Source organism: Sulfitobacter sp. (genome assembly GCF_041552635.1).
GTDB lineage: Bacteria > Pseudomonadota > Alphaproteobacteria > Rhodobacterales > Rhodobacteraceae > Sulfitobacter.
On sequence record NZ_JBFEKM010000098.1, the window covers coordinates 1 to 15,762 of the forward strand.

Annotated in this window: 11 protein-coding genes and 1 tRNA gene; 6 read left to right on the forward strand and 6 right to left on the reverse strand. The window is 53.8% G+C overall.

From position 1 onward, the window contains the following. The 4 genes from ABYT07_RS12605 to ABYT07_RS12620 form a co-directional block, all read left to right on the forward strand. Window positions 1–855, forward strand: an 855-nt coding sequence (locus ABYT07_RS12605) for an ATP-binding cassette domain-containing protein (protein ID WP_372992125.1), incomplete at its 5' end; no start/stop codon positions are given. Between the two features lie 43 nt (window positions 856–898). Continuing rightward, window positions 899–2,371 carry a radical SAM protein gene (locus tag ABYT07_RS12610; RefSeq protein ID WP_372992126.1) on the forward strand — a complete coding sequence of 491 codons (1,473 nt, stop codon included), beginning with the start codon at window positions 899–901 and terminating at the stop codon, window positions 2,369–2,371. Next, the gene (locus tag ABYT07_RS12615) at window positions 2,371–3,579 is read left to right on the forward strand and encodes a glycosyltransferase family 4 protein (RefSeq protein ID WP_372992127.1); all 1,209 of its coding nucleotides are present in this window, start codon (window positions 2,371–2,373) and stop codon (window positions 3,577–3,579) included. Before ABYT07_RS12610 ends, ABYT07_RS12615 begins: the two co-directional genes overlap by 1 nt. Beyond that, on the forward strand, window positions 3,580–4,731 hold the full coding sequence (locus ABYT07_RS12620; RefSeq protein ID WP_372992128.1) for a glycosyltransferase family 4 protein: 1,152 nt from the start codon (window positions 3,580–3,582) through the stop codon (window positions 4,729–4,731). Here the strand turns inward: ABYT07_RS12620 and ABYT07_RS12625 are convergent. The 6 genes from ABYT07_RS12625 to ABYT07_RS12650 all read right to left on the reverse strand — a co-directional run bounded on the left by ABYT07_RS12625 (window position 4,692) and on the right by ABYT07_RS12650 (window position 11,044). Next, on the reverse strand, window positions 4,692–5,501 hold the full coding sequence (locus ABYT07_RS12625) for a class I SAM-dependent methyltransferase (protein WP_372992129.1): 810 nt from the start codon (window positions 5,499–5,501) through the stop codon (window positions 4,692–4,694). The genes ABYT07_RS12620 and ABYT07_RS12625 overlap by 40 nt on opposite strands. Further along, entirely contained in the window at window positions 5,498–6,892 is a 1,395-nt protein-coding gene (locus ABYT07_RS12630) for a radical SAM protein (RefSeq protein ID WP_372992130.1), read from the reverse strand. The genes ABYT07_RS12625 and ABYT07_RS12630 overlap by 4 nt, the downstream gene beginning before the upstream one ends. A gap of 2 nt (window positions 6,893–6,894) precedes the next feature. Next, complete coding sequence (locus ABYT07_RS12635; protein ID WP_372992131.1) at window positions 6,895–8,442, reverse strand: radical SAM protein; 1,548 nt, start codon at window positions 8,440–8,442, stop codon at window positions 6,895–6,897. Between the two features lie 18 nt (window positions 8,443–8,460). Next, the gene (locus tag ABYT07_RS12640; protein WP_372992132.1) at window positions 8,461–9,048 is read right to left on the reverse strand and encodes a methyltransferase; all 588 of its coding nucleotides are present in this window, start codon (window positions 9,046–9,048) and stop codon (window positions 8,461–8,463) included. 183 nt (window positions 9,049–9,231) lie between these two features. Then, window positions 9,232–10,182, reverse strand: coding sequence for a hypothetical protein (locus ABYT07_RS12645; RefSeq protein WP_372992133.1), 951 nt, complete (start codon window positions 10,180–10,182; stop codon window positions 9,232–9,234). 785 nt (window positions 10,183–10,967) lie between these two features. Continuing rightward, window positions 10,968–11,044: transfer RNA gene (locus tag ABYT07_RS12650), tRNA-Met, on the reverse strand. 690 nt (window positions 11,045–11,734) lie between these two features. Here ABYT07_RS12650 and ABYT07_RS12655 point away from each other — a divergent pair. Beyond that, a complete protein-coding gene (locus tag ABYT07_RS12655) occupies window positions 11,735–12,439 on the forward strand; it encodes a hypothetical protein (protein ID WP_372992134.1) in 705 nt (234 codons plus the stop codon). A gap of 46 nt (window positions 12,440–12,485) precedes the next feature. Next, complete coding sequence (locus tag ABYT07_RS12660; protein WP_372992135.1) at window positions 12,486–15,506, forward strand: protein kinase; 3,021 nt, start codon at window positions 12,486–12,488, stop codon at window positions 15,504–15,506. Window positions 15,507–15,762: the final 256 nt, after the last annotated feature.

The following is a 15,762-nucleotide window of genomic DNA, read 5'->3' on the forward strand; positions in this document are numbered from 1 at the left end:
CTGACGCCGATCCTTCAGCGGCTCAACCAGAATGTTCAATCGATCGAGAACCTGTTGCCGGCTTATGATGCCCTGCGTGCTTTTAGCCGTGACTGCGCTGCGGCCCAAAACCATGCACTGCCCGCCATTCCATTTGAAAATCCTCAGGGCTGGGCGGATGATCCGGGGTGCTTGTTGCGCTTCAAAGGTGTTTCCTTTGCCTTTGATCCCGAAGCACCATTATTGTGCGACGTCGATCTGGACGTGAAGGTCGGCGAATTCATCGCCATCACGGGCCCTTCAGGTGCGGGTAAGACCACGTTGATTGATCTTGCCTTGGGCCTGTATCAGCCGCAATCGGGACAGATAAACCACTTTGAAACCACCGCCACCCCTGCGGTGGGGCGCGGTTACCTTAATCAGATATCCTACATCCCGCAGCAAACTTTCTTGGCAAATATGACAATCCGCGAAAACCTGCTCTGGGTTCAGGGCGATGCGACCGACGCTGAAATTGACAACGCCTTACAGCTTAGCGGGGCTGCGGATTTCATCGGCGCGTTGCCCCAAGGGCTAGAGACCGTGGTCGGGGACCGTGGCAATCGATTGTCCGGCGGGGAACGTCAACGGATCAGTCTGGCGCAAGCGCTGCTGCGGCGGCCCCGCTTGGTCATTTGCGACGAAGGGCTGAACGCCATCAGTCAGGACGATCTTGGCCCTTTGCTGGCCAGTTTGCGCAAAGCGGACCCAAATATGGCCTTCATTTATGTGACGCATCGGTTGTTTGATACGCATCTGATGGATAGGGTATTTCATGTTTCTGGGGCGTCGCTGACTGAAATACACCCGCACGAAGCAAGGCTTGCTGAGGTGTGACACACAGGGACGCATGACAAATTGAAGATGATCGGAAGTTACATTGATCCTGCTTGTTAACGGCAAAAGCCACAGTGGCGCCAAACCTATTTTGCCCATGTCATTGCTGGCCGTCGCGGCAACATTCGAAGGAAAATTGCCCTACGAAATCGTCGACGCCAATCATCTGGTCGATCCCATCGAAACCTTGACCAATAAGGTTGTGGAAACCGGCGCGCGTATCCTTGCCCTGACGGTGATGCCCGGTCCGCAAACCGCGAGTTCGTTTGAAATCACCCTTGCGCTCAAGCTTCGCTTTCCTGATCTGATTGTGGTCTGGGGGGGGTATTTCCCCACGATGTACCCGCGCGCCGCGATGAGCTGCCCCGCAGTGGATTACGGGCTAAAGGGGTATGTGAACGGCGATTTGGGCGCATTTTTGCAAAGCGTTCTGGATGGCACGCCTAATCTTTCTTATCCCAACCTGATCTACCGCGACCCACAAGGCGAGGTCGTTCAGAATAGGATGTCCAAACTTGTCGACATCAACTCTCTGCCGGAATTCCCTTACAAAGCGCTCGACATGGAGTTTTACATGCGGCCCACGTTTTTGGGCACGCGCACGATCGGGCATCACATCAGCCTTGGCTGCCCGTTCAAATGTGGCTTCTGTGGCGTTGTCAGTATGGTGAATGGTAAAACGTCGGCTGAAACGCCTGATCTTGGTGCGCGCGGGGTTGCGCGGCTGGTTGAAGAATACGGCGCGAATGCCATCGAATTCCACGACAACAATTTTTTTCTGGGCGAGGCGCGCACAAGGTCTTTTTGCGATCAAATTGCGCATCACAAGATCAAATGGTGGGCCTATGGGCGCGGCGATACCTTGCTGAAATATTCCGAAGAAACCTGGGCTTCGATGGCGGCAAGCGGGCTGAAAATGGTCTATATCGGGGCTGAAACAGGATCTGACGCGACCTTGAAAAAGATGAACAAGGGCGGCAAGCAAACTGTCAACGGTATCTTGCAACTTGCTGAAACGATGCGAAGATTCGACATTGTGCCCGAGTTTTCGTTCATCATTGGCAATCCACCGGACCCGGTCACGGATATGGATGAGACGCTTGAATTCATCAAGAAGATCAAGGTGATCAATCCGGCCTCGGAAATTATTTTGTATTCCTACACGCCTGTCCCGCAAGAGGGGGAAATGCTGCAAAGTGCCGAAGATGCGGGTTTTGTCTTCCCAAGCGAGATCGAGGAATGGTCGTCAGAGCACTGGCAGCGCATTTGTCAGCGCCGCGACGGAGAGTTGCCTTGGATCACCGACAAGATACGGCGCAAGCTGCGTAACTTCCGATTGGTGATCGACAGCACCTACCCTACGGTTACGGATCAAAACCTAAGTCCGATGAAGCGCACAATCCTGCGCACGGCGGGGCGCTGGCGTTTTGCCACAAATTTCCATTACGGCCCTTATGAGCTGCGCTTGTTGAACAAATTGATCCCCTACCAGCGGCCGGAAACAGCGGGATTTTGATGTCGATCAGGCAGGGGGCGAGGATCGCGTTGGTCAATATGCAGTCGGCGCGCCCCGGCGATGATCTGCTCGCCACCACCAAGGCTTACTTTCACGCGCATAGCCTTGCCAAGGCATTGGTCGCATTGGGGTATCAGGTCACGCTTTATCAGGCTTTCGACGGGCACCAACGCCAGAAAATCGCAGGCGTCGATGTTTGTGGATTTCCTCTCGCAAAGGTCGAACGCAATCGTTCAAAAAGCTGGGTGACCCGGGTTTTGGGTCTGGAGACGGCAAGCCCGCCGGACTGCGCCGCCCTGATTACGTACCTTGCGGCCAACACACCCGAGATCCTCCATGTTTTTGGCATCTCAGAATGGATGGCGCATCAACGCGTGACCCGGTGGGCCAAGAATGCCGGCTGTCTGGTCAGTTGTTCAGATCACGGCGGTGTCCCGTCGCGCCACCCTGTCCGGCAGATGCGTCAGAAACACGCGCTGCGGTGGACCGATGTGTTTTTCACCCCTTCTGCCGAGCGTAAACAGATGTGGCGCGGCAGCGGGTTTTTTGCCGCACAGCAGCGGTTCAAGGTTCTTCCAGAGATTTCGACGACTTTCGCGTTGGGCTCACAAGAACTGGCGCGGCAGGAAACAGGTATGACGGGCGACCCTGTCGTGGTTTCGACATCGAACCTGATAGACAGAAAGCGCCCGATCCTGATGCTTGATAGCTTCGATCGTCTTTTGGAGGATTGGCCAGACGCGCAGCTTTATTTGTATTTCACGGAAGCCACGCTGCTGCCAGAGGTCAAACATCGGATGTCCCAATCGCAAAATCTATCCAGCGCAGTTACACTTTGCGGATCGGTGCCGCATGATAAGATGGAGGCCGTCTATAACAGCGCGGATATTTTCTTTTTAACCAGCACCTATGAAACCGGGCCGATCTCGCTGGGCGAGTCGCTTGCATGCGGCGCGTTATGCGCCTGTACGGCGCTTCCCTCAATCCAACGTATTACTGAGCAAGATCAATCGGTTAAATGTGTTCTTTTCTCGCAAACCGCCGACGCTGTCGAGATTGTTGGACAGATGGCCCCCATGAAACAGCATGTTTCGGAAACGGCCCGTTTGCGCCAACGGAACTACTTCGACAAATATCTCAGCTACGATGTGATGGCGCGGGCGATGGTGTCCGAACTTGGCGCGCTTTTACATCAACAAAGGGTCTGAATGCGTATTGCAATTGTCACCAAGGGGTTTGCCCAAAGCAATAATGACTGGTCCTTGCCGCCGTTGATCGATTTTGTCCGGTCCATTTCGGGAACGGTGGATGTCGATATTTATGCGATGTATTACCCGTTCGAGACACGCGATTACCATATCTTCGGCGCGCGCGTCTTGTCCTTTGGGCTTGGGCGATACGGACGGTTGCGCAAACGCATGGGGTTGGGCACCGTTGAAAACAGGTTGATCGCAGAGCATCAGAAGACACCATATGATTTGGTTCATGCGATCTGGGCCGACACGCCGGGACAGGTGGCAGCGCGTGCGGCAAAGCGCCTTGATTTGCCTTTGATCACAACGCTTTATGCAGGCGAAGCCGTTTGGATTGACCAAATTGGCTATGGCGCACACAAGGGCGCGATGAACAAAGGGCGGCTTTCGCGTGTCCTGCGGCAGTCGAACGCGGTGACCTGCGGATCGGACAGCTTGGCCAAGCGGTTGGGCGGGCGCGATGGCCCAACGCCGCAAACAATCCCCTTTGGTTTGGATCCTGCACTGTTTTCGCCGACGGGCCCGGCGGTGGCCCTGAAGGGCAAAACACGTATTCTGACGGCCGCGTCACTGACCCCGGTCAAGGGTCTTGATATTATTCTTGGCGCGCTGCGGAATCTGGCAGACCAATCACCGGCACTGCTGGACGGTGTGCATTGGCACCTCGTCGGGCCGGATGCCTATTCGCGCGGGACACGCAATGCGTTGACCCAGCAGATTGGCGCATTGCCCGTCACGCTGCACGAGGCGCAACCCCATTGGGAGATGCCGCAATGGTACCGCGGGGCGGATTTGGTGGTGCAAGGCAGTTGGTTCGAGAGCCAGTGTTTCGCTGCGATGGAACCTGCAGCCTGCGGGACGCCGGTGATCGGCACCTCGGTGGGAATTTTACCTCAGATGGTATCGCAAGACTGGCGATGTGAACCGGGGAGTGTTGATGCAATGCAAAACTTGCTGAAAACAACGCTAGAAAACCGCGCGGGATGGGAAGGCGAGTCTGAAAACCAACGGGCTTGGGTCTTGGGCAACGCAACGCTGGACGCGGCTAGAGAAGCATTCTTAGCGCTTTACGCTCGGGTCGCTGCAGGGCACGTTTCGGTTCGCTGAAACACAAGCAAACTATGATCACCCAGTTTGGAAAACGGCCAGACCCGCCCAATCTTTTGATCCAGCCAATAGGCGATACGCAACAGCTTTGGACGTTTCTGAAAGCTTTGGTAAAGCTCGCTTGGGGGCAGGAAGACACCGATGGGGGCAGTCTCTTTTAGCTCAAAGTCTTTTGAGAACGCTTTGGTGAGGTCTTTGACCGATGGCAACTGAACCGCCAGCGTGCTGCCGTCTTCCAATTTCGCGGCACCGTGTTTGCGCCAGCGGCGCGTCAGGTTTTTCCGGTTCATCAAAGCAAGGCCCAAGATAAATTCAGATAGGCACCAGCGGTTGATGATCACGATAAATACAACCGTGCTTGGGCGCATCAGCGGTGCAATCCTGTTGGCGAAGCCCCCCAAATCAGAGATGCAATTCACCGCGCCAAAGTTTGAAAACACCATGTCGTAGGGTCCGTGTTCCGTCAAAACCTGCGGAGGCGGTGCATCGGCATTCCAAATTGCAAAATGTCCGTGATCTGGCCCAATGCGGTTTCGCGCGACCTGTAACATCTCGGTTGATGGATCAGTGGCCATCACAAAATGACCCTGCGCTGCGAAATGCGCAGCGTCTACGCCCGTGCCGCAGCCAACCTCGAGAATACGCGCCTCTGAGGGCAAATAAGCTGCGGCCTTTGCGTGAATGTGATGGCGCAAATGCTGCGTGATGGGTTGGTTCGAAAACCGGTCGTCATAGTCTTGTGCAACCTCGTCAAAAGCTGCGTTGGTCATGCTTCAACCTCGTGACGCCTGCGCCAGATATTCAGCCGGTGGCGGTAGGTTTGAAGCAGCAGTTTCGGCAGTTTTGCCACCCCTGAAAGACCTGTCTTGCGGACACGGGTCAGTTGGACTTCGGCCTGTATCCACGCCTCGACCGAATTGTAATAACGCCGGGAATGGCGCCCCCTTATCTTGGCGTCGCGTTCCGTCGTGGTCGCCCAATCGCCTTGCATGACAAGCCGGTCCGCGACTTGATCGTAATAGGGCGTGCCCTTGATTGGATAGGAAAGCGTTGACAGCACATCGTCGGGCAATGCGGCCTTAAGGTGCTGGACGGTCGCCGAAATGTCCTCAAAAGTTTCGCCCTCATAGCCGACCATGACAAAGGTGCCGGCGCGGATGCCGTGATCTTGCAGCAAGGTAATCATTTCGCGCATACGCTTGGCGTTTGTGCGCCGTTCCATCGCGTCCAATATGCGTTGTGATCCGCTTTCTGCGCCAATCCACACGCGATAGCAGCCCATCCGCTTGAGGGTTTTGATCACATCTTCGGTCAGGCGATCCTCCCTTGAGATCGCCTCGAAAGGGTAGTGCAAATTGTTCTCTTCAAGAAGATCGGCAAAACGGTCGAGCCAGCGGAAATTCATGGTAAATACGTCGTCGGCATACCAGACCTGATCAGGCTGGTAGGTGTCACGAATTTCCAACAATTCAGCGATGACATTTTCAGGGGTGCGGTGGCGGTAGCTTTTGCCAAAGACCGAATGGCTGCACCACTGGCAGGCATAGGGACAGCCGCGTGCGGTGATCAGCGACACCGATCTGACCCCGTGGTGTGTTTGCCAAATATCCATGTAGCGTTTCAAGTCAATCGCGGCGCGGTCGGGAAACGGGTAGTCATCGATCTGGCGGTGCAATAGGCGCGGTGCGGTGCGTTTGATCGCCCCATCGCCTGCGCGAAAGACCAAACCGTTGATGCTGCTTAGATCGTGTAACCCATTTTTTTTCAGATGCGGGATCAATTCTGCAAGGGTTTGTTCACCTTCGCCGGCAACGATGACGTCGGCACCATGGTCCAGATATTCTTGGTCATAGTTTGCAGCTTCGGGACCGCCTAGAATAATATGGCACCCTTGGGTTTTTGCTATTTCCATGATGGCCAACACATGGCGGCGGGTCATCAAATTGGTATAGATCCCCACTGCAAAGGGGCTGTTTTTTTGGATGTCGTCGGCGACGGCCTGATAGGTGCTAAAGGTGGTGTCATGCAGCCCGACGGCCATCCCTTCGGCCTTTAGATAAGACGACAGATACAGCAAACCCAGCGGCGGGTAGGGCTTCATCACGCGCTTTTCAATCGGGTCTTGGTCCAGAAAATAACTATGGCACAGTAGGATGTCCAAAGTCAGTTCCCTTCGCCCAAATCAACGGCACCAAGGCCGGCCGCCGCGCGGCTAAGCTTGGGATCAATCGGAGTAACGCCCGGCTTTGAAGTCAGGCGCAAGACATGCAATTGCGCCCAAAGCGGCACCATATAGACAAGCGCACGCAGGGTCCCTGCGGCTTCGCGCAGCGTTGCGCGCTGGTTGATTTTACCTGCATTATCGCGCTGGATCGGCGTCGCGGTGCCGCGTTGATAGCGGGCCAATCGGTGGGTAAAGCGGTGCAGCACGCGGTAGAAAGACGTCTTGAACGGACCGCGATACATCAAGTCCAGATCGTCGGCATGCTGCCAGTTTTTCTTGCTGCCCAGCTGGTCCAGAACGCGATCATGAAACGGGGTGCCGGGCAGGGGGTAGGACACTGAAATGCCGATCACGTCAGGCAAGTTACGGCGCAAAAGCCCGAAAGTTTGTTTAATATCCGCCCATGTTTCACCGGGATAGCCGTATTGCAGGAAGAAACCGACCCGAATGCCATGCTGTTTCAACAGGGTCGTGGCATCGTCAATTTGCTGTAACGAGGTACCTTTTTCCATCGCGTCCAAGATCTTTTGGCTCCCGGATTCGGCACCGATCCACAGTTCTTGGCAGCCTGCATCGGCCAAAGCTTCTACCTCCCCCTTGCGCAGCAATAGGTCCGCGCGACTGAGGCATTTGAAGGGAAGTCGCAAGTCGCGGTCGTTCAACGCGTTGGCAAATGATCGCGCCCAGCCGGGCTTCATCGCGAAAATATCATCCATCACCCAGATTCGGTCAGGGTTGCCTTGCTTTGCCAACATCGCGAATTCATCGGCGATTTTTTCGGGGCTGCGGGCGTTATAGGCGCGGCCCCAAATCGGCTTTGCGCACCAGTTGCAATGAAACGGACAGCCCCGGGATGTGGCGATGTTCAGCTCGAACCGGCCATGATGGGCCTTCCATTTTACGCGGTAGCGTGACAGGTCGATCAAGTCCCAAGCGGGCATGGGCAGGCTGTCAATGTCGCGCAGGCTGCGCCGCTTGGGCGTCTTTATGACCGCCCCATCCGCGCCGTAAAAGGTAATACCTTCAATATCTTGGATTTTTTGAAGGCCATCTTGTTCCAAGGTGGCTACCAGCTGTTCAAGGGTAATTTCACCTTCTCCATTGATGACAACATCTGCACCGAAACCCAAATAGATTTCGGGCACATCCGACGCGTCAGACCCTGCAACGATGACCAGCGCGCCCGTTTTCTTGGCGGCTTCAATCATCACTTGGGCGGCGTCGCGCATGTTCAATAGACACATCTTGGTCAGATAGTTAAAATTATCCTCGTACAGCACGGCAAGTTGCGGTTTTTCGGCTTCTAGCGCGGCTTCCCAGACATCTGTGCTTTCGGCAATCATTGAATCTGAGAAATGCACCTCGTGCCCGGCCTCGCGCAAAACGGCCGCTGCATACAGGCTGCCCAAAGGTGGAAACAGTTCCATATTAGACCAGTTTTTTGGGTCCAGATGCAGATGATAGGCTTGGCCAATAAGAGTTTTCACCGAGGCTCCTGCTGTAGTTTACGCCGCTGCCCTGCGCGGCAAGCGCAGTTCATAAACGCTCATGATTTCGTTCAAATAGTTTTTGCGTGCGAACACCGAGATGTCAAAACCTGCGTCGCGGGCGGAGTCCAAAAACCCTTCATCGTCACCGTCTGTGGACATATGAATCAGCGCCAGCCCGTTTGGCGTCAGGTGATCCGGCAGCGCGCGGCAAAACCGGGCGATTACGCCCTCGCTCCAGAATGCTTTGCTAAGGGGGTCATCCTTTGGCGGACCTTTGAAATATGGCGGGCCAAAGCACACAAGATCAAATTTTTGCGACGCGAGGGGCGCAAAAAGATCACCCTCCAGCACGGTGATCCTATCGGCTTGGTCATTTAGCAAGGCATTGGCTTTTGCGACCTTAGTGGCATCCGGATTGATGTCGACAGACGTGACACGAAACCCGCTGCGCGCGGCATATGCACCGACAATCCCGGTCCCGCAGCCCATGTCCAACATGGTTTTGTCTGGTTCCCCCGCAGCCGGAATGATACGTGCAGCAGCGCGCCCCAGCATCACACCCGCGCGAAAGACGACCGGATTGAAAACTGTGGGAATGACCACAAAGCAAAACCCGTCTACCGTTTCTATGACCGGGCGACGGACGCGTGGCAGCAAAAATGGCCGGTACAGCCGCCAACAACCACGCACCAAAATCTGGAGCATTCGGTTGGGATGTTGGATCAGGGGCACATTCTGGGTCATTCTGGTTTTAAGCTCATTGTTGAAAATTGGTCGTGAGGCCGGTCACTTTTCTTCCCCGTTGATCAGCGTGTCAACGCGGGTGCGCCAGGCCTTCTCAATAGCCTCGCCTGTGAATATCCGTTGTCCGGTGCGTTCGTGCGTGAAGGCGCTGTGCGGTGTATCATGAAAGCCGGGCGCGTTCAGGCGGCGCATTTTACGCGTGCTTTCAAACCTCTCAAACCAAGTACCTATCGGTGAGTTCATCAGTGCCTCAAGGGCGGTTTTAACCCCCCGGTTCGGTCGAACACTGAGATCTCGGGTCATTTCGGGAAGGTCCGTGGCGTTTGGTAAAAAACGATTTGTCCAAAGATTTTGCGCGCGCATCTCGTGGTAAATGTCTTCTCCGAAGAGCGGCACCATCAGCGCAAGTTCGTTCGCAATATAGAGCGTGTGTTTTTCCATATGCAGCGCGGCAGTGGACACGAAATAGTTGGGGCAGACCCCCAGTTTTTTAGTTTTGCTGTCTAAAACCCGGACACAGACGACCCATGCGCGGGCGCGCCACATCTTGCCTTGGTCGGTGATGCAAAAGAAATCCAGATCGTCGCCTGCTGTGCTGTTGCGTGCCGCAAGCGCGCCACTTAGGCCGACCATGCGGACATGTGGCATATTGCATAAAATCCGCGCGACATCTTGCGCTTGTTTCAATCGTGCCTGAAGCCGCGCTTCGCTATTTTGGCGATGTGTCAGGTTTTCACGGCGGCCCTTTAGCCAATAATACGACCCGTCTGTTTCCAATCGACCTTGGCAAAGCTCTGTCCGGTCCAACGCCTCTTGCAGCTCTTGGATCGTACAAGCATGCCCGTGCAGGAACCGGTGCATTTCTGCCAGAGAAATGGCACACCGAAAGCAATCCCTATAGGCAACCGTCGACAAAATGGCAGCCTCGACGGGCGAGGTTTGATTGTCTGGGTGCCCAGAAATCATCGGGTCGGTCATTTTTTGGTGTGGCATCGATAAATTTTCAGCGATTGGCGCAAGGGAACCCCTGCGTCGAGAAGAGAGAAAAGTTTCTGGCAAACGAGTGTTTAGGTAAAACTGATGACACAGAAAACCGCAATCGCAAAAGACGAGCCACGATGGAAAACAGTCGCGTGCGGCGGGTGACACAGGATGACGTGCCAGACATTCTTGCGCTGCAAGAAACGCATTATAGCAACCTTAAGTCGCGGCACGAACGGCTTCCCTGAAAAGTCAGGCGTTTTGAGTTAACATGTTCTCCGGCTAAGGAGATAGATGACGCACAAGGAAATGCTGGAAAATGACTTTTGAAGCCTGGATCGCGACGCAAGGCTGCGGCTTGGGTCATGACAGAGCAACGATATAATCAGGAGCGAGCTTACGACATTGAGCTGCACCAAACGTTATCTAACCGTAGAGGAAGGCCCTCAGATCCCGCGCGCACCGCGCGTGCAGGTTATGGTCGATGGCCAGCAGCGCCTGACCATAAAGTTCAAAACTTCATAGGGCACATCAATGGCTAGCCCCAATAAGGCCACGAGCATTATGATCTTTCCTTTTGGGGTGTCGAAATGGTCGCGCTCAGCGCGCTGGCTAAAAAAAACGATCTGAGCACCAACCCATCTAAGATACTCGGAGGGCTGATCGACAGCATCACGATCCAGCACGACACTGAACGGGGCCACGCGGCTCAGTAGGATGGCAAGCTATTGGGGTTATTAAGTTTTGCAGACAAAAGAAAAGCCGCCGACCATAAGTCGGCGGCTTGTTCTCAAAACTGGTTGCGGGAGTAGGATTTGAACCTACGACCTTCAGGTTATGAGCCTGACGAGCTACCGGGCTGCTCCATCCCGCGCTTGCTGACTAACTTGGTTTTCTGCCGACCGCAAGGCTTGCTCAGCTCTTTTTTCGGAAAATTATTTGATGTCAGTAGAATGGTCTTGTTCTGGTAGATGCCAAGTATCCGGGGAACTCCAATTACTCGTTCAAGCTGGCTTTTTCTTAAATGCCGTTGGGCGCTTCCTCCTGCTCTCGGACCTCGCTAACGGAATAATTTCAAGAAGAGGGTAGCACTCTCCCTCATGGCAACCACAATGCTAATCGGGCCCGCCTTTGCCGAAATACTGACGCTTAAAAAGGCGAACTATTGTTTGGCTTCATTAAGCGGGCCGACACGGCACGGGTGGCCCATGTCTGGATGCCTGCCACCGGATTTAGCCGGTTGACCGGTACTGGTGACACGCCTGTTTAACCAGACCAATGGGAAGTGAAGGTACGGACAGATTATAAAGCAGTGAAAATAGCCAAGTCACACAAACATGGCCTGCGGGCGACGGATGCCCCCTGAGCGTAGCGGCCAGACCAGCCCCCGCAGATCAACACTTTTTATCATGTGCAGAAAATGCGCCGCAGACAAAAGCGACAAGATCTCACATGAAAACCGTTGTCATAACGGTTTGGCTGGGGCTACAAATAGTTAATTGAAAAGTGTTGGGCTTGCATATTTCAACAGCCCGGACGTGCATCCAGAAAAAGAGACACGCCTTTGTCCGATATTTTGAACCAAATTCAGGTCGAGTTCCTTTCCAATTATCTTGGGTGGAAAAGCAGCGCAATTGATCCTTCCAAATCAGACGCCGGATCCCAGGCAGACGCTTGGATAAAGATCCAAGCCAACCTCGAAGCAAGGGTCCAGCAGGCGTTGAAAGACGGGTTGGTTGCCGACGCCTCTGGCTTGCGCGCGCGTTGGCAGTTCGCCATCGAACAGGCAGACAGCAAGAACTATGACGCCGCCCTCAAGGCTGTGCCGGGTATTGAAACCCTGCTGGAAGCGGTGGCAGCCAAGTCAGACAGTGGTTTCAGCGTTGTCGCCTTTCAACGCTCCCGTATCATTTGGCTGGATACGAAAAAGAGGATGCTTTCCGAAGTTGGTAAATTGGCAAACGCAGTCGTTGCACAATCTAGCGATGATGAAGATGCCGCCGAAATCGCAAAAGCAAGTCAGGAGATGACAGAGATGGTGCGTGCCATCGACACCCGCCTTGAAGACGTCCTTGATCAGATCACAACGGCGGACACCCCGCGGCGGCGCGATAACCTGAAAAGTGCCGCGATTAACGTGATCCGCGAGTATCAGGGGCTGCTTGGGACATCATTTTTCAGTCTTGTCGACAGCAATCCTTTTACATCGGTATCGATCACATCGAATGCCAAACAATCCCTTTCGATAATTGCAAATACCCTCAAATAGGCGCAGCGCCTTGCGCCCAAATTTTTCCGGGTCGGAGTAAACCAAAATGCCTTTGAATGAAGATCAGCGGAAATGGCTTGATACCGCTTTGCAAAACAAAGGGCGCTTCACGCGCTCCAAGACGATCAGGAAAGATTTTGAAAACTACAAGCGCCGCCGTGACAAGGCGTCGGATGCGCTTGCTGGAATTGCATTGGATAACACCATTCGCAATACGATAGACAAGGGCCTTACCGACGCTGATGAATTGGCTAAAAACGGTGATTTTTCCGGCGCATATAAATCTCTGAATGGCATTAAATTAATCGCCAAGGCATATGGCAAAGCGAATGGTGAAAAGATTCACCTGAGTGCGATCGATACTTCTTTGAGAATTATTTCATCCTATCTGTCAGATATCAAAAATCTTGCAGATTTTGGGATGCGCCACTTTGATGAATTCATCGACACGATGAACAACAAGCCCAAAGTCGAAGATGAAAACACGCTGAAGCAGGGATTGGTGGTTTACAAAAACTACTTAGAACAAGAGGCCAGCTTGCGGGGGGATCTTGCAAACCGGGAGAAATACATAGATTTCGCGATTGAAAAAATCACAAAATCCAATCTTTCCAAAATGTTCTCGGATCTCGAAATTCCAATGCAGGCTTTGAAACTTGCCGGTCGCGACACCAAAGACCAGAGCGATCGCATTGATCTATTGAAAACTGATTGGGAATCGAACGAGGGTCTTTATAAGACAAGTTCAAAACTGTATGCGAAAAAGCGTGCTGGCCGAATGGCCTTTGAAACGTCATTCCGCAACCTGATCAAGATGGGCAAGTTCCAAGGAACGGGTGCAGCAGAAGACGTAGATGTTACCGCTGCTGATCTTCAAGACATTGCAAACGTGATGCTGAACAAGCGCGATGACATACTTGTGCGGCCGCAAGACCCTCGGGAAGCAACCTGGAAGGAAGGCGACACGGAACGCTTGAGGCCAGCCACCCCACCGAAAGATTTCGAACCCGTCGATGTCGAAAAGATGTCCAAAGAAGAAATTCTGGACAAGCTGGATGCCGAAGCGAAAAAGCGGCTGCAATCTTTCAAAGATGAAATGGAAGAAGACCTCGGTATTGACCGGAAAAACCTGAGCTATACGGATCGGGGTGACGTGGCCCCAAACGCAACGCCCCCGCTTTTCGACCCAAGCGAGGTGTTGGACCTGTGGGCAGATGACGAGGATTTTCCCGACGCACCAAGCCAAGAATTGCTGGACACTCTGAGCGCTGAAATCGAAACGAAAATGACAGACTTTGTCAAAGAGGCTGATCCCGATTCTGCAGAGCTTTTCGATCTGATCCTGAAATCCAAAGCTGACCTCATGGCGATGATGGCGTCGGAATTAACAGGCGTTACGGATCCAGATCAATGGGCAGCAACTCAGAAAGACGCCTTTGAGATTTTGGCGGCAAAGATGCAGAGCGTTCTATGCGCGCATTGCCCGAACAAGATGAAATCCGACAACTCCGAAATTTCGGTGGGCGGCGTGACTTATGTCATGGAACAGATCCTTGGCGAGGGCGGGTTCGGTGCGGCACGCCGCTACAAAGATCCGGCAACAGGTAAAACGATTGTCGTCAAATCGCTGAAAGGTGAGGCGGATCCCCACAAACGCGAAGAAATGGCCGGAGAAATGCGCACCCATCAGCTTGCCCAGAACGGTGATGCTGACGATGAGGGCGCCGACAACATTGTCAAGATGAGCGGCGCAGCGGTCAGCGAAGACGGATCGTTGCATATGGTCATGGACGATGCCGAGGGTGGCGATTTGACCCAAACCGGACGCAACATGCAGTTGATGGTCAGCAGTGGCATGATGCCCGAAGGCGCGCGCGATGCCTTGGCGCGCGATATGCTGATACAGGCAGCCAAGGGCCTGATTGCGCTAGAAAAGCGCGGTATCGTCCATAACGACATCAAGCCCGAGAACATGCTTCTTGATCGTGACGGCAGCGTGAAAATCATCGACTTTGGTGAATCGCGTTTTGACGAAGATGGAAACACGCCAAGCCGTGTGGACGGTGATTTCGGCACGACTGGCTATTACGAGGCACCTGAAACCGCGAAAAGTGGCGAGACAGTTGATGCGAAGGTAGACGGTTTTGCCCTTGGTAAAATGGTCAAGGTTCTAGGCCTTGATGGAAGCGTTTCGAATGTCGCGCCCCAAGGCGGGGTGACGTCGATGGATCGCCTTGTGCAAGGCCTTCTTGAAACCGACCCTAAAAAGCGCCCTTCACTGGAAGCCGTGCTGAACAGTTCTTACCTGCAAACCCTTGAGACAGATCATACGCCAGAGGACGTGGAAGACCTCAAGCAAGCCGCATCAGATTTCAATGCGGAGCTGAGCAGCACAAATCAGTCGATTACACTTGAAGACCTGAACAAAAAAGGCGCGCAATCTTGGGATTCAAACTGGCAGTCCCTGGAGAAGCAGATGCAAAAGAAAAGCCCGATGGATGTTCCCGTAGGGCCAATGCAGGGGATGGTCGAACAATTCAAGACAACAATCGCCGACCTGACAAAGAAGCTTGGGTCTGACGCGTCAAAAGACCGCGAAACCCAGGCGAAGATCGCAGAGATAAAAGAAAAGATTAGCTGGTGGGAACAGCAGGTCGCAGAGGGCATCAAAGCCCGTGCCGATGCGGGGCAAAAAGAGTTCGAGGATTTCGCCAAGGACGACGCACCTCAGGTGGAATTGACCGACCCGGATGACGGCGGCAAACGTATGATTTCGGGAAAAGCAGCCCTTGCGGAGCGCAAGGCAGCAGAAGAGCAGATTGCCAATCTGCAACGTGAATTCTATGCGGCGCTCGATTCCGAAGAGGACGACATCAACGCAAAGATGGACACGACCAACGCAGAGCTTGGCAAGCTTGAGGCCAAGATCGAACAGATAAATAAGACCATCGAAAACCTTATGGGCCCGGACGCAAAATTCTACCTCAAAAAGCTGAAGTTAGAAGAAGTCTCGGCAAGGTTCGGCCCAAAAGAAGTTCCCGTGCGCGAACGGGCAACGGGGCGGTAGGTTCTCCCCCGACACTCAGCTTGAACGGGTCAGATTTGCGTCGCGCAAACCCGTCAAGTCAAAGGCTTTATATCCCGAACGCGCCGGAGCCTGAATTCGGCGCGGGAGCTATCTCGAAATTCGCTGCTTGAGTTCCGTTTGCGATCTTTGGCAAGGTGGGTCAAAATTGACCGAAAGAGACCCAGATGCAAAATTGGCCTGCGAAAATCACTGACTTGCTGTCCTATGAGACCCATTTTGGCAGGAGTGATATCAA